The sequence below is a fragment of the Pantoea sp. AG1095 genome (assembly GCF_003208415.1).
Lineage (GTDB): Bacteria > Pseudomonadota > Gammaproteobacteria > Enterobacterales > Enterobacteriaceae > Pantoea > Pantoea leporis.
This window is the reverse complement of record NZ_QKMJ01000011.1, coordinates 14,072-34,230: the sequence shown is the minus strand read 5'-3', so window position 1 is coordinate 34,230 and position 20,159 is coordinate 14,072. Positions and strand designations below refer to the sequence as shown.

The window sequence follows — 20,159 nt, the reverse complement described above, 5'->3', positions numbered from 1 at the left end:
AATCGCCGGCGGTTTGACCTACAACAAAGAAGCCACAACCAGGAATGAAAGCCGCGCAATGGTTAATCTGGCTAAAATACAAAAGTATTAACCCGCCTTGATTTCAGTTTGCGGCCACTTGCTTTGCAATGCGAAACAGGTTTAATGGGCCTTTTGCCCATTTTGGTCCGTTGTTTCATTTACAAGGATGCCCAGATGCCATTGCAAAGAACTCTGCTTGCCTGTTGTTTATCCATGACTTTTTCCGCCTTCGCCGCGCCGGCTGGAGATTTACCGCTGATGCCGTGGCCACAAAGCGTTGTCCAGCCAGGCGGCGGCGGGGCGTATGCGTTAACACCGCAGCTCACGTTGCATATCTCGGGCGATCATCTGGAAGGTGCTGAATCGCGCTGGCGCGCGCGCATTGCGCGGCAAACCGGCTGGCCGCTGCTGCCGGCCAGCGCATCCAGCGATCATCCCAGCATTCAGGTACAAATCGCGCAGGCGGTTGATCCGCTTCCCCAACCAGACAGCGACGAAAGTTATCATCTGCTGGTTAACAGCGATGGCGTCTTGCTGAAAGCCAACACGCGCTTTGGCGCGATGCGCGGCATGGAAACCGTACTGCAGCTGATTGAAAACACCGAAAACGGCACCGAAATTCCCTACGTCACCATTGATGACAAACCGCGCTTTCCGTGGCGCGGCGTGCTGATCGATTCGGCGCGCCACTTCCTGCCAATTGAAACCGTGAAACGACAAATCGACGGCATCGCCGCCGCGCGTATGAACGTGTTTCACTGGCACTTAACCGACGATCAAGGTTGGCGATTTGCCTCCAGCCACTATCCGCAGCTGCAGGAGAAAGCCAGTGACGGCTTGTACTACACGCAGCAGCAGATGCGCGATGTGGTGCGCTACGCCACGCAGCGCGGCGTACGCGTGGTACCGGAAATCGATCTGCCCGGTCATGCGTCGGCGATAGCAGTAGCGATGCCGGAGTTAATGAGCGCGCCGGGACCGTATCAGATGGAGCGCGGCTGGGGCGTGTTTAAGCCGCTGCTCGATCCCAGCAACGAAGCGGTATTTCGCTTTATCGACACCTTAATGGGCGAAGTGACGGCGATCTTCCCCGATCCCTACATCCACATTGGCGGTGATGAGGTTGATCCAACCCAGTGGAATGATTCCACACGCATTCAGCAGTTTATGCGCGACCACGGTTTAAAGGATACGCATGCGCTGCAAGCCTGGTTTAATCAGCGCGTTGAGAAAATCCTCGAAGCGCATCAGCGCCGCATGATCGGCTGGGATGAGGTTTACCATCCTGATCTGCCTAAAAGCATTCTGATTCAATCGTGGCAAGGACAGGATGCGTTGGGCACGGTGGCGAAAAACGACTTTCGCGGCATTCTCTCCACCGGTTTCTATCTCGATCAGCCGCAAACCGCCGCCTATCACTATCGCAATGAACCCTGGCCGCAGGGGCTTAACGGCGCGGATCAGGTGCAGGCAGGTGAGCAGGCGCAGAGCTGGCAATTCACCATGCCGCGTTTGAAAGGCAGCGCGCTGAAAGGCAGCTTTACCCTGATAGAAGGGAAAAAAGGCTGGCGCGGCTTTATCGATTTCAGCGGCAAAGCGCGTCGCATGATCAGTGATATCCGCTGGCTGTCGCCCACACAGCTGACGTTCAGCGTCGATACGTGGATGGGGCCATTCCAGCCGATGGTGACGCTAACGCAAGACAAGCTGACCGGTTATATGCTGGTGGGCAACGTGCGCTATCCCGCAGAAGGCAGCAAGTTGCCGCAGGTGCCAGCCGGCATTGCGCCATCGCTGCCGACGCCGCAACAGATGCAGAACAACCTGATTGGCGGCGAAGCGGCGCTGTGGGCGGAGAATGTTAACAGCCGGGTAATCGATACACGCCTGTGGCCGCGCGCCTTTGTGGTGGCGGAGCGGTTATGGTCGGCGCAGGATGTCACCGACAGCGATAACATGTATCAGCGCCTGAGCGCGGTGGATCGCTGGGGCACTGTTTCAGTCGGCTTGCAGCAGCATCAGCAGGCTGAAGTGCAGATGATGCGACTGGCGAACAGCAGCGACATCACGCCGCTGCGCATATTGGCCGAAGTGCTGGAGCCAGCGCAGTACTACACGCGCCAGCATCTGAAATTTCAGGCGGGACATTACGACTATTTTGAACCGCTCAATCGTTTGGCGGATGTGTTGCCTGCCGAGAGCAACGCGGTGCGTGTGCTGGATAAGCAGGTGGATCGCTTGATCGCCAATCGCGCCGATCATGCGGCGGCGCATGCCATCCGTCAGCAATTGCAGCGCTGGCAGAACAACAGCGATGCGGTGATGCCGCTAATTCTGGGCAGCTATCAGCTCAAGCCGCTGCAGCAGCAAGTACAGCAAGTAGCAGAGTTGAGCCGGATGGGACTGGATTTGGTCAATGCGCTGGAACGTAATCAGGCGTATGGCGCAGGTGAGGTGGCGCAGATGCATTCACAACTGGATGCGGCAGCGCAGGTGCAGGATGAAACAGTGCTGGCGCTGGTGCGGCCGCTGGAGAGGTTGTTGCGATCGTTTAAATAAATATTGTGCTGGCTGTCCCCCTCCTCGGTCCTCCCCCATAAATGGGGGAGGAAGAGGCTGCCATATGTCAGTGATGAAGCTGCATGTGGCAGCATCTCCTTCCCCCGCTTGCGGGGGAAGGCCGGGATGGGGGACAGCCAGCACCAACCAACCAAATCAACGACGTACCGCAATCGCCTCAATCTCAATCTTCACATCTTTCGGCAGGCGCGCCACTTCCACGCACGAACGCGCCGGGAAGCTGGCGTTGTGCTCGGTGAAGAACGCTTCATAGGTCGCGTTCACGGTGGCGAAGTCATTCAAATCCTTCACAAACACGGTGGTTTTCACGATATCGCCCACTTTCAGGCCGGCGGCTTCGACAATCGCCTTCACATTTTCCAGTGATTGACGTGCCTGCGCGGAAACATCGTCGGCAACGGCGCCAGTGGCCGGATCAACCGGGATCTGGCCTGAAGTGATGATCATGCTGCCGAGATCCACGCCCTGCACGTAAGGGCCAATCGCTGCGGGTGCGTTTGAAGTACTGATTTCGCGAGACATTGTTTCTCCTTGAAAGTGCGCGGCCGACCGATGTCCGCCGCGAAATGAATCGTCCCATTATAGGGACGACGCGGGCGATTACCAGTGACCGAGCACCACGTGGCGCGCGAACTCTTTCTCGCAATATTTGCACTTCAGATGCACATCATCTTCGCGCTTTTTCACCGCAAAACTGGTGAACACCGGCTCGTTACGGCTGATACAGTTGCTGTTCGGGCAGGTCAGCACGCGGTCAATACGATCCGGCAAGGTGGGGGCGATCTTCGCCACCACTTCGTATTCGTCAATGCGGTTTACCGTGGCGAGCGGCGCATAAACCGCCAACTGATTGATCTGATCGTCGGTCAGGAAGGTATTTTCGATCTTGATCAGATCTTTACGGCCCATCTCGCCCGACGGCAAGTTAAGGCCGATGGTGATGCGCTGATCGGTTTCGGTCAGACGAAACAGCGAAAGTAACTTAAAGCCGACCTGCGCCGGGATATGGTCAATCACCGTGCCGCGTTTGATGGCTTCAACCTGCAATTTATTATCGTGAGTCATCGCTTTCTCCTTACAGTGCCAGTTCGCGATTCAGTACCAGCGCCAGCAGCGCCTGGCGAGCGAAGATGCCATTTCCAGCCTGCTGAAAATACCAGGCGTGCGGCGTGCTATCCACGTCGGTGGTGATCTCGTCGATACGCGGCAGCGGATGCAGCACTTTCATGTTGTCGCGCGCACCGGCTAAATCAGCGGCGCGCAGGATGAACTGCGCTTTGACGTTGGCGTATTCCGACGGATCGAGGCGCTCTTTCTGCACGCGCGTCATATACAGAATATCGAGTTGTGGCATCACTTCTTCGATGGTGTCGTGGCGCGACCAGGCAATGTTCTGCTCATCCAGCATATCGGTGATGTACGCCGGCATCGCCAGCGCATCCGGCGCGATAAAGAAGAAGCGGTTGCCATCAAACTTCGCCAGCGCCTGCGTCAGTGAATGCACGGTGCGGCCATATTTCAGGTCGCCGACCATTGCCACATTCAGGTTATCCAGGCGATTTTGCGTTTCTCGGATGGTGAAGAGATCGAGCAGCGTTTGCGTTGGATGCTGGTTAGCGCCATCACCGGCGTTGAGAATCGGAATGCCGCCGGAGAATTCCGTCGCCAGACGCGCGGCGCCTTCCTGCGGATGACGCATCACGATGGCATCAACGTAAGTCCCAATCACCGAAATGGTATCGGCGAGGGTTTCGCCTTTCTTGCCGAGCGAGGTGTTGCTACCGTCGGCGAAGCCCACTACCGACGCGCCGAGACGATGCATCGCGGTTTCAAACGACAAACGCGTACGCGTTGAAGCCTCAAAGAAGCAGCTGGCGATCACATTGTGTTTCAGCAGCTCCGGCTGGGGATTGGCTTTCAGCTGGGCAGCGGTATGCAGCACCAGCTCCAGCTCGTCGCGGTTGAGATCGTTGATGGAAATGATGTGCTTGCGATATAGCGGGTTGGCCATAGCGTTCTCCTCTGCGCTGCCGGATTGCGGACAAAAAAAAAGCCCCTGCTTAAGGGGCTTTTTTTACGATCGATTGATGACGGAAAGAAACAGATGCGCCGCCCGCTGTCAGGCGTCGTTGAGCGTCAAATTGTGCGCTGCGCTGTTGCATGTTTCCTCCGGCAAATTGGGCCGCATTATACGCATTTACTGATTTGCATCAAGCAAATATCGCGCGCGAGGTAAACGTTTGCGGCGCCACCAATCATAGCTTGCCGAGCGTCGCGACCATCACCGCTTTAATGGTGTGCATGCGGTTTTCAGCCTGATCAAAAACGATGCTGTGCGCAGATTCAAACACCTCATTACTCACTTCCATGCCATCGTGCAAACCGTGCTGCTCGGCCATTTGACGGCCCAGCGTGGTTTTATCGTCATGGAAGGCCGGTAAGCAGTGCAGGAACTTCACCTGCGGATTGCCGGTCAGCGCCAGCATCGCGCTATTAACCTGATAAGGACGCAGCAGGGCGATGCGATCTTCCCACACCGATTTGGCTTCGCCCATCGACACCCACACATCCGTGTAGATGAAGTCGGCACCTTGCACGCCTTCGGCGATATCTTCGGTCAGGGTGATTTTGCCACCGGTTTGCTGTGCGGCCACGCGGCATTGCTCCACCAGTTCCGCTTCCGGCCAGCAGCCTTTTGGCGCCACCAGACGCAGATCCATGCCGACCAGCGCAGCGGCTTCCAGCATGCTGTTGCCCATGTTGTTGCGTGCATCGCCGACGTAAACCAGCGTCATTTCATTCAGCGATTTACCCGGCAGATGCTCCTGCATTGTCAGCATATCGGCCAGCAGTTGCGTGGGGTGGAATTCGGTGGTCAGGCCGTTCCACACCGGCACGCCAGCGAATTCCGCTAAGGTTTCCACCAGTTCCTGGCCGTAGCCGCGATACTGAATACCGTCATACATGCGTCCCAGCACGCGCGCGGTGTCTTTCATCGACTCTTTATGGCCGATTTGGCTGCCGCTTGGGCCGAGATAGGTGACGTTAGCGCCCTGATCGTAAGCGGCAACTTCGAAAGAGCATCGGGTACGAGTCGAGTCTTTTTCGAAGATGAGCGCGATGTTTTTGCCTTTCAGGTACTGCGTTTCGCTGGCATTTTTCTTTGCGTGTTTTAATTCACCTGCCAGACTCAGCAGAGAATCGATTTCGGCTGGGGTGAAATCCAGCAATCTCAGGAAATGTCTTTGATGTAGCTGACTCATACAGCGCTCCGGATGACTACATTAAATGAATTAAAATTCAATCTAACCGTATGAATATGCATTTTCAACCCCAGCGTTAAGAAACTTGTTGTTTTGTGTAGTGGCGCGCGAGGCAGTGTGGGAAAATAATTGAATTCAGCCGAATATTTGAGGACACACCCATGGCATATGAAGCATTGCTGGAAGAACAGCGCGAAGAGACGCGACTGATCATTGAAGAGTTGCTGGAAGACGGCAGCGATCCAGATGCGCTTTACACTATTGAGCATCATCTCTCCTGCAACAACTTCGACTCGCTGGAGAAGGTGGCGGTTGATGCCTTCAAGCTGGGCTACGAAGTGAGCGAGCCAGAAGAGCTGGAGCTGGAAGACGGCACCACCGTAATGTGTGTGGATATCCTGAGCGAAGGCGCGTTGAAGCCAGAGCTGATTGATGCGCAGGTTGAGCAGCTGGTGAATCTGGCGGGCAGCTACAACGTCGATTACGACGGTTGGGGCACCTACTTTGAAGATCCTGATGCCGAAGATGAAGACGACGATGGCGAGTTCATCGACGACGAAGAAGACAACGGTGTGCGTCACTAAGCATTAATGGGCGGCACTCGCCGCCCTGAACACGTTTCCCCGTAAGACAAAAGACTGCCCATGAATTACGCTCCGCTATTAGAACCGATCTATCAATTCCTGCATTGCCGCACGCCACAAGCGTGGATTGATGAAGCGCGCAAGCCGGAAAATCTGACGTTGCTGCTCACCGATCACATGGTTTGTGAATTGAAAGCCGCGCAAACCGCGGTGTTCATCATCCGTAAATACGTGGCGGATAAGCCAAGTGGTGATGCCATTCTGGCGTGGCTCAAGCCGTATGAAGATTTTATCTACCGCGACGAGCAGGACGGTAACTTTATCAATGCCCACAAGAATCTGACCAAAAGCATTATCGTGCGCAACGAGCTGCCGTGGGCCGATGATTTGGTGGAGATGATGGTGCTGCTGGTGAAAGAGGAGCTGCACCACTTCTATCAGGTGTGGGAAATCATGCAGTCGCGCGGTTTGCCGTATCGCAAAATCACTGCCAGCCGCTATGCCAAAGGTTTGATTCGCGAGATTCGCACATACGAGCCGGAAGCGCTGGTGGATAAGCTAATTTGCGGGGCGTACATCGAAGCGCGATCCTGCGAACGTTTCGCCAGCCTGGCGCCGTATCTGGATGAGCAACTGGAGAAGTTCTATATTTCGCTGCTGCGCTCGGAAGCGCGTCACTATCAGGATTACCTGAAGCTGGCGCAGCAGATTTCGCCGAAGGAGATTGCGCCTCGCGTGCAGGTGTTTGGCGAGGCAGAAGCGCGCTTAATCAGCGAGCCGGATGGCGAACTGCGGTTTCATAGTGGAGTGCCGGCGGTTTAGGTTTGTGCGCGCTGTCCCCCATCCCGGCCTTCCCCCGCTAGCGGGGGAAGGAGATGCTGCCACATGCAGCTTCAACGCTGACATGTGGCAGCATCTTCCTCCCCCATTTATGGGGGAGGACCGAGGAGGGGGACAGCGAGCACATCACAGCGAGCACATCAAATCACAACACCTTCAGCATCCGCACTTCACAATCCACATGCCCGGTACAACCCATCGCGCTCTCAATCAGCTCGAACCCCAACGACTCATACAACTTAATCGCACGCGTCAAACTGCCGGTGGTTTCCAGATAGCAGCGCTGAAAGCCCTGCTGACGGGCGAATTCCATGGCACGCAGCGCCAGATCGCGCGCCAGACCTAAGCCGCGCACCTGCGGCAGGAAATACATTTTCTGCAGCTCACAGATATCCGGCGCGCTACAGGCCAGCGGTGCAACGCCGCCGCCGCCCACCACCACACCATCATGTTCCACAATCCAGTAAGCGCTGTTGGCTTCGCTGTAGAGTTCGAACAGGCGATCGAGATGGGGATCGGACACGGTGTAGCCTTTATCCGCCGTCAGGCCAAATTCGGCTGACACATCACGGATCACCTGCGCAATCAGCGGGTTATCGGCGGCTGAAATGGGGCGCACCTTTAAATTGATGGGAGCGTCGCTGGTCATCATTATCTTCCGGTATAAAAAAGCCGGGCAGTGCCCGGCTTCGATTAAGCAGTTGGACTGAAGCGCTTACAATGCCGCAATCACGCCCTGCTGTTCAAACAGTTTTGCTTTTGATTGCTCAAGCTCAGCCACGCGCTCACGCTCTTTGGCGACAACCGCTTCCGGCGCACGTGAGACAAAGCCTTCGTTCGCCAGCTTGGTCTGGATCTTCTCAATTTCGACATCAAGTTTCACCAGCTCTTTCGCCAGACGCTCCAGCTCGGCTTCTTTGTTGACCAGATCCGCCATCGGAATCAGCAACTCAGCGCCTTCAACAATCTTGGTGACCGAAACCGGGCCTTTCTCGCCTGCAGGCAGAATGGTCAGGCTTTCCAGACGCGCCAGACGCGACAGGAAGGTGCGGTTCTCTTCGACGCGACGCTGCGCGGCGGCAGAGCAGTCACGCAGCAGCACGTCGAGCGGCTTGCTTGGTGCGATGTTCATCTCAGCACGGATATTACGTACCGCGACGATCGCCTGCTTCATCCACTCGATATCGGCTTGCGCTTCGGCATCCTCTTTCGCCGCGTCATACTGCGGGAACGGCTGCAGCATGATGGTATCGTGATCGATGTTTTTCAGGCCTTTCACACGCTGCCAGATGGTTTCGGTGATGTAAGGAATGATCGGGTGCGCCAGACGCAGCAGCGCTTCCAGCACGGTGACCAGCGTATTACGCGTACCGCGCAGTTCCGCTTCGCTACCGCTGGTCATCACCGGCTTGGTCAACTCCAGATACCAGTCACAGAACTGGTTCCAGGTGAAGTCGTACAGAATGTTGGCCGCGATATCAAAGCGATAGTTATCCAGCGCTTCACGGTAGGCTTTTACGCTGCGGTTGAATTCGCTCAGAATCCAGCGATCCGCCAGCGACAGCTTCATTTCGCCGCCGTTTTGTCCGCAATCCTGCTCTTCGGTATTCATCAGCACGAAGCGGCTGGCGTTCCACAACTTGTTGCAGAAGTTGCGGTAGCCTTCGAGGCGCTTCATATCCCAGTTGATGTCACGACCGGTAGAAGCCAGCGCGGCAAGGGTGAAGCGCAGCGCATCGGTACCTGAAGGCACGATGCCGTCCGGGAACTGCTTTTCGGTACGTTTGCGGATCTTCTCAGCCAGCTGCGGCTGCATCATGTTGCCGGTACGTTTCTCCAGCAGATCTTCCAGCGAAATGCCGTCAATCATATCCAGCGGATCGATGACGTTACCTTTCGACTTGGACATCTTCTGGCCTTCTTCATCGCGGATCAAACCGGTCATATAAACGGTTTTGAACGGCACCTGCGGCTTGCCGTTTTCATCTTTGATAAAGTGCATGGTCAGCATGATCATGCGCGCAATCCAGAAGAAGATGATGTCGAAGCCGCTCACCAGCACGCTGGTTGGATGGAAGGTACGCAGCGCTTCGGTGTTCTCCGGCCAGCCCAGCGTCGAGAAGGTCCACAGACCGGACGAGAACCAGGTATCCAGCACGTCGTCATCCTGGCGCAGCGCCACATCGGCAGCCAGATTGTTTTCCTGACGCACTTCGTCCTCGGTGCGGCCAACATAGACGTTGCCGTCGTTGTCGTACCATGCTGGGATGCGGTGTCCCCACCACAGCTGACGTGAAATACACCAATCCTGAATGTCACGCATCCATGAGAAGTACATGTTTTCGTACTGCTTCGGCACGAACTGGATATCGCCGTTTTCTACCGCTTCAACCGCGACTTTCGCCAGCGGTGCGGTGCGCACATACCATTGGTCGGTCAGCATTGGCTCGATGACCACGCCGCCGCGATCGCCGTAAGGCACGGTGAGGTCGTGCGGTTTGATCTCTTCCAGCAGGCCAATCTCATCAATGGCGGCAACCATCGCTTTACGCGCGGCGAAACGCTCCATTTTCTGGAACTGTGCCGGGATGTCGTCTGCGCACGCGTCGCTGACTTCGCCATTGGTGTCGAACACTTCCGCGCGCTCGCGGATGTCGCCATCAAAGGTCAGAATGTTGATCATCGGCAGCTTATGACGACGACCCACTTCGTAGTCGTTGAAGTCATGCGCAGGCGTGATCTTCACGCAGCCGGTGCCTTTTTCCATATCAGCGTGTTCATCGCCAACGATCGGAATACGACGGTTCACCAGCGGCAGGATCAGCTCTTTGCCGATCAGATCTTTATAACGCGGATCTTCCGGGTTAACCGCGACGCCGGTATCGCCCAGCAGGGTTTCCGGACGCGTAGTCGCCACCACCAGATAATCTTTGCCTTCAGCGGTTTTCACGCCGTCAGCCAGCGGATAGCGAATGTGCCACATCGAGCCTTTGCTCTCGCGATTTTCAACTTCCAGATCGGAGATTGCGGTACGCAGTTTTGGATCCCAGTTTACCAGGCGTTTGCCACGGTAAATCAGGTTCTCTTTGTACAGGCGGACAAACACTTCGCGCACTGCGTTGGACAGACCTTCGTCCATGGTGAAGCGCTCGCGCTCCCAGTCAACCGAGTTGCCGAGACGACGCATCTGGCGAGTAATGGTGCCGCCGGATTCCGCTTTCCACTGCCAGATTTTGTCGATGAATGCATCGCGGCCATAATCCTGGCGCGTTTTGCCCTCTTCAGCGGCAATTTTGCGTTCTACCACCATCTGCGTAGCGATACCGGCGTGATCGGTACCGGCCTGCCACAAGGTATTTTTACCCTGCATGCGCTGGTAGCGAATCATGGTATCCATGATGGTCTGCTGGAAAGCGTGACCCATATGCAAGCTGCCGGTGACGTTTGGCGGCGGGATCATGATGCAAAAGCTTTCCTGGCTGGTATCGCCATTCGGTTTAAAGTAGCCCTGCTGTTCCCAGTGCTCGTAGAGCGGCTGCTCGATATCTTGCGGGTTATATGTCTTTTCCATTTCTACACTGTCGTTTGCGGCGAGGGTGGCGTCGCCGTATTCAATTGGAAACCAACGCTGCGATAGGCTTTGTAGCGATCGCGCGCCAGTTGTTTTAGAGATTCTTCATAAGGAACGAAGTCTATCACTTCATGGAAACCAGTAGCAAAATCTGCGAACTGTGGCAGAAGGCTGATCAGCAGATCGCGCGGTGAACTACCGCGACGCTGTGGCCAGGCCAGCTCAACCGGAGCGCCGTAGCGCGGGCCTTCTCCAGCCAGGTTGTGCGGCACAAAGGCGTTAGCCGGAAGTTGCCAGAGCGCTTCATCCAGCCGATTGGCTTGTTCTTCGTTTTCACAGGCAATCAGGATGCGTTTGCCGTCACGCCAGCGTGTTTCGGCAAGAGAGCACACCAACGCTTCGATGGCGGTTAGACCATCGCCGGCGCTCTCAGACTCCATCACATAGAAAGTGGCGTTTTTCATTGGATCCTTTGGATGAGAGGGGGGGCTGGGTGCTTGCTGTCCCCTTCCTCGGTCCTCCCCCACAAGTGGGGGAGGAAGATGCTGCCCTATGTTAGTTGTGAATTCGCATGTAGCAGCGTCTCCTTCCCCCACTTGTGGGGGAAGGCCGGGATGGGGGACAGCCATCACCAAATCAATCGTCGCCGTTCAACCCTGCGCGATTCAGCAGGAACTGCGACAGCAGCGGTACCGGACGGCCGGTTGCGCCTTTGGCTTTACCGGAACGCCATGCGGTACCGGCGATATCCAGGTGCGCCCAGTTAAACTTACGCGCAAAGCGCGCGAGGAAGCAGGCGGCGGTAATCGCACCGCCAGGACGGCCGCCAATGTTCGCCATATCAGCAAAGTTGGATTCCAGCTGCTCCTGATACTCATCCGCCATCGGCAGACGCCAGGCGCGGTCGCCGGACTGCTCAGATGCGCTGATCAGCTCGTGCGCCAGCGGATTGTGGTTCGACATCAAACCGCTGACATGATGACCCAGCGCAATCACGCAGGCACCGGTCAGCGTGGCCACGTCAATCACCACTTCTGGCTCGAAGCGTTCAACGTAGGTCAGCGCATCGCACAGCACCAGACGGCCTTCGGCATCGGTATTCAGCACTTCAACGGTTTGACCTGACATAGTGGTCAGCACGTCGCCCGGACGCATCGATTTGCCATCAGGCATGTTTTCACAGCCCACCAGCACGCCCACCACGTTCAGCGGTAAATTCAGTTCCGCCACCATGCGCATCACGCCGTAAACGGACGCCGCACCGCACATGTCGTACTTCATCTCATCCATGGAATCGGCCGGTTTGATCGAGATACCGCCGGAATCAAAGGTTAAGCCTTTGCCAACCAGCACGATGGGGCGCGCTTCAGGATCGTGATTGCCTTTGTACTCAATCACCGACATCAGCGATTCATTGTGCGAACCTGCGCCAACCGCCAGATAGGCGTTCATCCCCAACTCTTTCATCTGCTGTTCGCCGATGACGCGGGTGGTGACATTTTTGCTGTACGCATCCGCCAGCTGACGCGCCTGCGACGCCAGATACGCGGCGTTACAAATATTTGGCGGCATATTGCTAAGATCTTTGGCGGCTTTCACACCGGCAGCTACGGCCAAACCATGCTGAATGGCACGCTCGCCGCTGGTAAGTTCACGGCGGGTCGGCACGTTGAACACCAGTTTACGCAGCGGACGGCGCGGCTCGACTTTGTTGCTTTTCAGCTGATCAAAGTTGTAGAGCGCTTCTTTAGAGGTTTCGACCGCCTGACGCACTTTCCAGTAAGTATTGCGACCTTTGACGTGCAGTTCAGTCAGGAAGCACACCGCTTCCATTGAGCCGGTGTCGTTCAAAGTATTGATTGTCTTCTGAATGACCTGCTTATACTGGCGCTCATCAAGCTCGCGCTCTTTACCGCAGCCGATCAGCAGGATGCGTTCGGAGAGGATATTCGGCACATGGTGCAGCAGCAGCGTTTGGCCCACTTTTCCTTCCAGTTCACCGCGGCGCAGCAGGGCGCTGATGTAGCCATCGCTGATTTTATCCAGCTGCTCAGCAATGGGTGACAAACGGCGCGGTTCGAAAACGCCAACAACAATGCAGGCGCTACGCTGTTTTTCCGGGCTACCGCTTTTTACACTGAACTCCATGCACTCTCCTGAATCTTAAAGACAACGGCCTTGGCTGTCGTTAGAATGTAGCGCGCTCGTAACTCATTAATTCGTTGCGACGCCATGACAATTCAACGCCGGTAGTCATAATGAGTGGTGGTGACAAGTATGTTGTTTTTTCACCACACTAACGCGTTCGTCATACTATTTTAGCTACGATGACGGCCATTGATGAAGAAAAATGGCTGATAAGCGTTGAAACTAGCGATTTTCCTGCAAAAAGACAAGTTATCACAGGCGTACTAAGCGTGATCATCATTAGATATCTGGTTCGGGAAACGCTCAAAAGCCAGCTGGCTATCCTCTTCATCCTGCTGCTGATCTTCTTTTGTCAGAAGTTAGTGCGGATTTTGGGAGCTGCGGTGGATGGCGAAATCCCAACAAACTTAGTTCTGACATTGTTAGGACTCGGCGTGCCTGAAATGGCACAACTTATCCTGCCCCTAAGCCTGTTTCTGGCGATTTTAATGACCCTTGGGCGGCTGTACACCGAAAGTGAAATCACGGTGATGCATGCCTGCGGCCTGGGCAAAAGTGTGCTGATTAAAGCCGCGATGATCCTGATGCTGTTCACCTCGCTTGTGGCGGCGGTCAACGTCATTTGGTTAGGGCCATGGTCATCACGTTATCAGCAGGAAGTGACGCAAAACGCCAAATCTAACCCAGGCGCGGCGGCGCTGGCGGCTGGGCAGTTCCAGACCTCCAGCGACGGCAATGCGGTGCTGTTTGTTGAAGATGTGAAGGGCAATACCTTCGGCAACGTGTTCCTGGCGCAGCTGCGTCCGAAAGGCAACGCGCGTCCCTCGGTGGTGCTGGCTGATAGCGGCCACATGGAGCAACACAAAGATGGCTCGCAGGTGGTGACGCTGGATAAAGGCACGCGTTTTGAAGGCACCGCCTTGCTGCGTGACTTCCGCATCACGGACTTCGTCAACTATCAGGCGGTAATAGGCTACAAAGAAGCCACGCTCGATCCGAACGATGCCGATCAGGCGGATATTAGCACGCTGCTCAAGACCAAAACCCCGCAGTTCCAGGCGGAGCTGCACTGGCGCTTGACGCTGATCTTTGCCGTCCTGGTTATGGCGTTGATGGTGGTGCCGCTTAGCGTGGTGAACCCGCGTCAGGGCCGCGTGCTGTCGATGCTGCCTGCCATGCTGCTGTATCTGATCTTCTTCTTACTGCAAAGTTCTCTGCGTTCCAACGCCGCGAAAGGCCGCTTCGATCCGGCCATCTGGATGTGGGTGGTGAACTTCTCCTATCTGGCGCTGGCGGTGCTGCTGAACATGTGGGATACCGTGCCGATGCGTCGCATCCGCGCGCGCTTTAGCCGTGGAGGATCGGTCTGATGTTTAAGGTTCTTGACCGCTATATCGGCAAAACCATCTTTAACACCATCATGCTGACGCTGTTCATGCTGGTGTCGCTGTCGGGCATTATTAAGTTCGTCGATCAGCTGCGGAAAACCGGGCAGGGCGCTTACACCGCACTCGACGCCGGTTACTACACGTTGCTCAGCGTACCGAAAGATATCGAAATCTTCTTCCCGATGGCGGCGCTGCTAGGCGCACTGCTCGGTTTGGGCACGCTGGCGCAGCGTAGTGAACTGGTGGTGATGCAGGCATCGGGCTTTACCCGTATGCAGGTGGCGCTGGCGGTGATGAAAACGGCGATTCCGCTGGTGCTGTTAACCATGGCGGTGGGCGAATTCGTTGCACCGCAGGGTGAACAGATGGCGCGTAACTACCGTGCGCAGCAGCTGTACGGTGGCTCGCTGGTTTCAACGCAAAACGGCCTGTGGGCGAAGGACGGCAACGACTTCATCTACATCGAGCGCATCAAAGGTGATAACGAGATTGATGGCGTCAGCATCTACAAGTTCAGCGATCAGCGCCGTTTACTCAGCGTACGCTATGCGGCGAGTGCCGCCTGGGATGCGGATAAAAAGGTCTGGGCGCTGTCGCAGGTCGATGAATCGGATCTGCAAGATGCCAAACAAATTACCGGCTCGCAAAGCCTGAGCGGCGAATGGAAAACCAACCTGACGCCTGACAAGCTCGGCGTAGTGGCGCTGGACCCGGACGCGCTCTCGATCACCGGCCTGTATAACTACAGCAAATACCTCAAGCAGAGCGGCCAGGTTGCCGGGCGCTACCAGCTGAATATGTGGAGCAAAATCTTCCAGCCGCTCTCTGTGGCGGTGATGATGCTGATGGCGCTGTCGTTTATCTTTGGTCCGCTGCGAAGCGTATCGATGGGCGTGCGCGTGGTGACGGGGATTAGCTTTGGCTTCCTGTTCTACGTGTTGGACCAGATTTTTGGCCCGCTAAGCCTGGTATACGGTTTGCCGCCGATTCTGGGTGCGATTCTGCCGAGCGGTGCATTCTTCGCCATCAGCTTGTTCCTGCTGATGAAACGCCGCTAAGCCTTGTAAGGTCGCCATTCATGGCGACCTTTTTACTGAATACGCTCGATCCAACCCGGCACCTGCGACAACACATACAAAATCAGCCCAATCGTTCCGCCAACCAGCGTGCCGTTAATGCGGATAAACTGCAGGTCGCGGCCGATATTCAGCTCAATTTGCTGCGACATATCGCGCGCATCCCAGCTTTTCACCGTATCGCTAATATGGCGCGTCAGGAAGGCAGCAAACTCAGGCGCTATGCTGCGTGCGGCATCTTCCAGATGCTGATTCATCGAGGCGCGCAGCGCTTCGTCAGCCGCCAGCGTCTCACCCAGCCACAGCGCGGCCAGTCTGACGCGCTCCTGCACCCGTGAATCCTCACTATTTAGATCGTCTTTCAGCCAGCCCCGTAAATCCTGCCACAGCTCGCCAATGTAGCGATTGAACGTCTCATCTTCCTTCAGCCAGCTCTTGATGTTTTCAGCACGTTCCGCCATTTCGGGATCGCTTTTCAGCCGCTCAATCAGCCGCTGCACCGCGCGGTCGAAGCCCAGGCGCAACTCATGCCCCTGATCGAGCGCGACCTGATCGAGTATCGAATCCACCGCATTCGCAACCAAATCGGCGCTGTGTTCGCCCAGCCATTCGGTTGGCAGCATTTTGGCTTTGATCGGATGTTCGCGCTTGAGCCAGCGCACAATCTGCGCGGCGATAAACTCGCGCGTACCGGGCTTGTGCAGCAAGCGCAGCAGCTGTTGTACCGCCGCATCCAGCAGCTCCTGATGGCGATTATTTTTCGTCAGGCTATCCAGCAGCAGCGCACTGGATTGGGTGAGATCGACCTTATCCAGCGCGCGATGCACCGCACGGCGCAGAAAGCGCTGAATGCGTTGATCATCGGTGAGATCGAGAAAACCGCGCATCACCTGTAACAGATGGCGACCAATGCGATCGGCGTTGCCCGGCGTGTTGAGCCACTGCGCCAGCATCTGCGACGGATCGTGGCGGCGAATCAGCGCCAGCAGCGAATCGGTATCGAGGAATTTCTCCTGCACGAAGCGACCCAGATTCTCGCCAATGCGATCTTTATTGCGCGGAATAATTGCTGTATGACGCGAGATAAACGGCACCGGCACGCGCCGGAACAGCGCCACCACGGCGAACCAGTCGGCTAATGCGCCGACCATCGCCGCTTCTGCGATTGCCTTCAGCCCAAGCACCCAAAAGTTGGCTGGCAGAAACAGCGTCACAATAAAGGTGGCTGCCGCAATCAGCAGCAGTGACAGCGCCAGACGTTTGCTGCGCTTAAGTTGTTGGAATTTATCCATAGTTCCTTAAATACCCTAAACAATTCGAGTTGCAGGAAGACATACAGCTAACGCACCTGCGGCTTGAAGTATGCCGGGTATTAGCGACGGCGGCCGCCAAGAAGGCTTCCTAATACACCTCGAATGATCTGATTGGTGACCTGGCGCGCGGCACTCTTCGCCACGCTCTGCACCACGCCGTCGCGCTTGCCGCCGCGTGGGCCAGTGGTGCCGAACAGAATGTCCTTCAGACCGCCGAGAATACCGTCATCAACGGCGACCTTGTTGCCTTTGGCTTCCGGCGCATTGGCTTGCTGCGTGGTGGCCTGCACGCCTTTTTGCAGCATTTCGAACGCCGACTCGCGATCGACTTCGCTATCGTATTTACCGTACAGCGGCGAATTGTTGATCAGGCCATTGCGTTCATCCTGCGTAACCGGCCCCATGCGCGAGCCGGGCGCAATCACCATCGCCCGCTGCACCATCGATGGACTGCCTTTTTCATCGAGAAAGGAGATAAGCGCTTCGCCGGTGCCGAGCGCCTGAATCGCCTCGACGGTATCAAACGCCGGATTGGCGCGCATGGTTTCGGCGGCACTTTTTACCGCTTTCTGATCTTTCGGGGTAAAGGCGCGCAGCGCATGCTGAACGCGGTTGCCGAGCTGGCCCAGCACGTTATCGGGAATATCGGCGGGATTCTGCGTAACGAAATAGACGCCAACGCCTTTCGAACGGATCAGGCGAATCACCTGCTCAACTTTCTCCAGCAGCACCGGCGGCGCGTCGGTAAACAGCAGATGCGCTTCGTCGAAGAAAAACACCATTTTCGGCTTATCGAGATCGCCAGCTTCGGGCAAGTGCTCATACAGCTCGGCCAGCAGCCACAGCAGGCTGGTGGCGTAGAGTTTTGGCATTTGATAAAGCTTTTCTGCCGAGAGGATGTTGATAAAGCCTTTGCCGTTGCTATCGCAGCGCATCCAGTCGCGAATATCCAGCATCGGCTCGCCAAAGAAGTGCTCGGCACCTTGCTGCTCCAGCGCCAGTAATCCGCGCTGAATCGCCCCAACGGACGCGCTGTTGATGTTGCCGTATTGCGTCTGGAAGGCTTTGGCGTTGTCGCCGATGTATTGCGTCATGGCGCGCAGATCTTTGAAATCCAGTAGCAACAAGCCCTGATCGTCGGCGATGCGGAAGATGATTTGCAGCACGCCCGATTGCACGTCGTTAAGGTTGAGCAGCCGCGCCAGCAGCAGCGGGCCGAGATCGGATACCGTGGCGCGCACCGGATGGCCTTGCTGACCAAAAATATCCCACACCATCACCGGATTTTTCTGCGCCTGCCAGTCGCTGACGCCAATCTTCGCCAGGCGCGCCAGCAGCTTCTCGGATCCTTCGCCTGCGGCGGAAATGCCGGTGAGATCGCCTTTCACATCGGCCATAAACACCGGCACGCCGATATCGGAGAAGGATTCCGCCAGCTTTTGCAGCGTAACGGTTTTGCCGGTGCCGGTAGCGCCGGTGATCAAACCGTGGCGGTTCGCCATGTTGGAGAGAAGATGCAGTTGAACGTCAGGCGTTTGGGCAATCAGTAACGGAGTGGTCATGATTTTTTCGCTCTCAGGCAATAGGTTATGCCAGAAGGATAGCAAGCGGCGCGCGAGGAGGGAGGAGGATTGTGCCGAAAAAGGCGTAATTATGTGCCTGCTGTCCCCCATCCCGGCCTTCCCCCGTAAACGGGGGAAGGAGATGCTGCCACATGCAGCCTCAGCACTGACATATGGCAGCATCTTCCTCCCCCATTTATGGGGGAGGACCGAGGAGGGGGAAAGCGAGCACAATCTAAAATTATTTCTGCACCGTATCAAAAAACAGCAAACTCACACCAATCCCTTGCTGCACATGATTCACGTTATTCCGCACCGCAACCTGCTGCGCGCCCTGCAGCGTCACCACGAACGGTGAGTTCTGCTGCACGGTTTTCTGCAAATCGGTATAGAGCGCACGGCGCTTAACCGCATCGCTTTCACCGGCCGCTGCGCGGGTTTTCGCACTCAGATCCGGAATATCCCAGCCGACGCGCCACGCCAGGGTTTTGGAACCGCCCGGCACGTTATAGGCAAAGGCGCTGGCGTTGGTGTTTGGATCGACATAGTCTGCGCCCCAGTAAATGAAGATCGACTGAAAATCGCGACCGCGCATTTTGCTCCACAGCTCCGATTCCGCCACCGGCTGCAACTCAATCTGCACATCCGCTTTGGCGAAGCTGGCCTGAAGCGCCTGCGCCACGTCAATGTAGGGCGGCTGATTGATCACCGTCAGCGCAAACTTCGTCCCCGGCTTGATGCCGCCTTTGGCTAAAATCTCTTTGGCTTTCGCCACATCGTAGTGGAACGGCTGATCGTCCAGCGCGCCGTCAAAACCCTGCGGCAGGAAGCTCTGATGAATGCGGTACTGACCTTTCAGCAAATCCTTCGAGAGGGTGTTGTAGTCCACCAACCAGCGCGCGGCTTGCCACAGCGCCGGATTGCCCAAGGCCGGTTGCGCTTTATCTTTGGTATTGAAACCGAGGTAGTAAACCAGGCTGGAAGGGAAGGCTTCAATGCGCAGATTCTTGTCGCTCTTCAGCGCATCAATCTGATCCGGGCCAAGCTGATACGCCACATCAACATCGCCTTGCTGAATCAGCAGACGACGCGCACTGGCATCCGCCACGCCTTTCAGCAGAATGCGTTTCAGCTTCGGCTGCGGATTCGCTTGTTGGTTGGCGCTCAGCACCAGCGCCTGCTGCGGCACATATTGCTGAAGGATAAATGCGCCGCTGCCGGCGGAATGGGTATGCAGCCAGCCGTTGCCGAGATCGTTATTAGCGACGTGTTGCTGCACGGTTTTGCTATCCACCACCGAGGCCACCGGAGCGGTCAGCAGGCGCAGCGCCAGATTCTGACCAATCTGCGCTGGCCACTGAATCTCCAGCTGATGGTCATTCAGCACTTTGAACTGGCTGGCGATGTTTTCATTGGTCCAGCCAAATTCGGCGAGGATGAAAGAGGGCGCTTTGTTCAGCTGCACCGCGCGCGTCAGTGAGAAGATCACATCCTGCGCCGTCACCGGATTGCCGCTGGAGAAGTGTGCGTTGGGTTTGATGTTGAACACTAAGCTGTGCGGCGTGCTGCCTTGTTGCCAGTGGGTGGCCAGCAGCGGTGCCAGCTTCTGCGGATCATGACGATCTGCCTCCACTAATGTTTGGTAGATGTTGCGCTGCACGCTGTTACTGACGGTTTCGAAGCTTTCAGCGGGATCGAAGCTAATAATGCCGTCGAGCGGGACGGCGACGACAAGGGTATCTTTCGGTGTGGCGGCGTGCAGTGCAAAACTGCTGCCCCATAAAGCGACGAGCAAAATCAGTGAGCGCATTAT

The 20,159-nt window shown here is 56.3% G+C and carries 16 protein-coding genes; 5 read left to right on the top strand and 11 right to left on the bottom strand.

The features are described from left to right. Positions 1-195: 195 nt before the first annotated feature. Positions 196-2,580, top strand: coding sequence for a beta-N-acetylhexosaminidase (locus tag DEU53_RS18910; RefSeq protein ID WP_110868055.1), 2,385 nt, complete (start codon positions 196-198; stop codon positions 2,578-2,580). 156 nt (positions 2,581-2,736) lie between these two features. On the opposite strand, the gene ridA is transcribed toward DEU53_RS18910, so the two are convergent. From ridA to argF, 4 genes are all read right to left on the bottom strand, one after another. After that, positions 2,737-3,123 (bottom strand): 2-iminobutanoate/2-iminopropanoate deaminase, encoded by a 387-nt coding sequence (ridA, locus tag DEU53_RS18900; RefSeq protein WP_061718232.1) that lies wholly within the window; start codon positions 3,121-3,123, stop codon positions 2,737-2,739. Between the two features lie 78 nt (positions 3,124-3,201). Further along, positions 3,202-3,666, bottom strand: coding sequence for an aspartate carbamoyltransferase regulatory subunit (pyrI, locus tag DEU53_RS18895; RefSeq protein ID WP_007886734.1), 465 nt, complete (start codon positions 3,664-3,666; stop codon positions 3,202-3,204). Between the two features lie 10 nt (positions 3,667-3,676). After that, positions 3,677-4,612 (bottom strand): aspartate carbamoyltransferase, encoded by a 936-nt coding sequence (gene pyrB / locus DEU53_RS18890; protein WP_101762233.1) that lies wholly within the window; start codon positions 4,610-4,612, stop codon positions 3,677-3,679. 244 nt (positions 4,613-4,856) lie between these two features. Then, positions 4,857-5,864, bottom strand: a complete 1,008-nt coding sequence (argF, locus tag DEU53_RS18885) for an ornithine carbamoyltransferase (RefSeq protein WP_110868054.1) — start codon at positions 5,862-5,864, stop codon at positions 4,857-4,859. Positions 5,865-6,025: 161 nt separating this feature from the next. Here argF and rraB point away from each other — a divergent pair, with 161 nt between their 5' ends. Further along, positions 6,026-6,448, top strand: coding sequence for a ribonuclease E inhibitor RraB (gene rraB / locus DEU53_RS18880; protein WP_008104254.1), 423 nt, complete (start codon positions 6,026-6,028; stop codon positions 6,446-6,448). Between the two features lie 60 nt (positions 6,449-6,508). Beyond that, positions 6,509-7,270, top strand: coding sequence for a tRNA-(ms[2]io[6]A)-hydroxylase (locus DEU53_RS18875; RefSeq protein WP_101762230.1), 762 nt, complete (start codon positions 6,509-6,511; stop codon positions 7,268-7,270). Between the two features lie 163 nt (positions 7,271-7,433). Here the strand turns inward: DEU53_RS18875 and DEU53_RS18870 are convergent, their stop codons facing one another. From DEU53_RS18870 to pepA, 4 genes are all read right to left on the bottom strand, one after another. After that, positions 7,434-7,937 carry a GNAT family N-acetyltransferase gene (locus tag DEU53_RS18870; protein ID WP_110868053.1) on the bottom strand — a complete coding sequence of 168 codons (504 nt, stop codon included), beginning with the start codon at positions 7,935-7,937 and terminating at the stop codon, positions 7,434-7,436. 66 nt (positions 7,938-8,003) lie between these two features. Next, positions 8,004-10,859, bottom strand: coding sequence for a valine--tRNA ligase (locus DEU53_RS18865; RefSeq protein WP_101762228.1), 2,856 nt, complete (start codon positions 10,857-10,859; stop codon positions 8,004-8,006). 2 nt (positions 10,860-10,861) lie between these two features. Continuing rightward, positions 10,862-11,323, bottom strand: coding sequence for a DNA polymerase III subunit chi (locus DEU53_RS18860; RefSeq protein WP_110868052.1), 462 nt, complete (start codon positions 11,321-11,323; stop codon positions 10,862-10,864). A 172-nt stretch (positions 11,324-11,495) separates the two neighbouring features. Continuing rightward, positions 11,496-13,007, bottom strand: coding sequence for a leucyl aminopeptidase (pepA, locus tag DEU53_RS18850; protein ID WP_101762227.1), 1,512 nt, complete (start codon positions 13,005-13,007; stop codon positions 11,496-11,498). A 269-nt stretch (positions 13,008-13,276) separates the two neighbouring features. Between pepA and lptF the strand changes: the two genes are divergently transcribed. Together lptF and lptG are read left to right on the top strand one after the other, a co-directional pair. Then, positions 13,277-14,377: an LPS export ABC transporter permease LptF gene (lptF, locus tag DEU53_RS18845; RefSeq protein WP_110868051.1), complete on the top strand. Its 1,101-nt coding sequence runs from the start codon at positions 13,277-13,279 to the stop codon at positions 14,375-14,377. Beyond that, positions 14,377-15,453: an LPS export ABC transporter permease LptG gene (gene lptG, locus DEU53_RS18840; protein ID WP_101762225.1), complete on the top strand. Its 1,077-nt coding sequence runs from the start codon at positions 14,377-14,379 to the stop codon at positions 15,451-15,453. Before lptF ends, lptG begins: the two co-directional genes overlap by 1 nt. 32 nt (positions 15,454-15,485) lie before the next feature. Here the strand turns inward: lptG and DEU53_RS18835 are convergent, their stop codons facing one another. The 3 genes from DEU53_RS18835 to DEU53_RS18825 all read right to left on the bottom strand — a co-directional run bounded on the left by DEU53_RS18835 (position 15,486) and on the right by DEU53_RS18825 (position 20,156). Then, positions 15,486-16,763, bottom strand: a complete 1,278-nt coding sequence (locus DEU53_RS18835) for a DUF445 domain-containing protein (RefSeq protein ID WP_110868050.1) — start codon at positions 16,761-16,763, stop codon at positions 15,486-15,488. An 80-nt stretch (positions 16,764-16,843) separates the two neighbouring features. After that, positions 16,844-18,346 carry a helicase HerA-like C-terminal domain-containing protein gene (locus DEU53_RS18830; RefSeq protein ID WP_101762223.1) on the bottom strand — a complete coding sequence of 501 codons (1,503 nt, stop codon included), beginning with the start codon at positions 18,344-18,346 and terminating at the stop codon, positions 16,844-16,846. A 241-nt stretch (positions 18,347-18,587) separates the two neighbouring features. Then, positions 18,588-20,156, bottom strand: coding sequence for an ABC transporter substrate-binding protein (locus DEU53_RS18825; RefSeq protein ID WP_101762221.1), 1,569 nt, complete (start codon positions 20,154-20,156; stop codon positions 18,588-18,590). Positions 20,157-20,159: the final 3 nt, after the last annotated feature.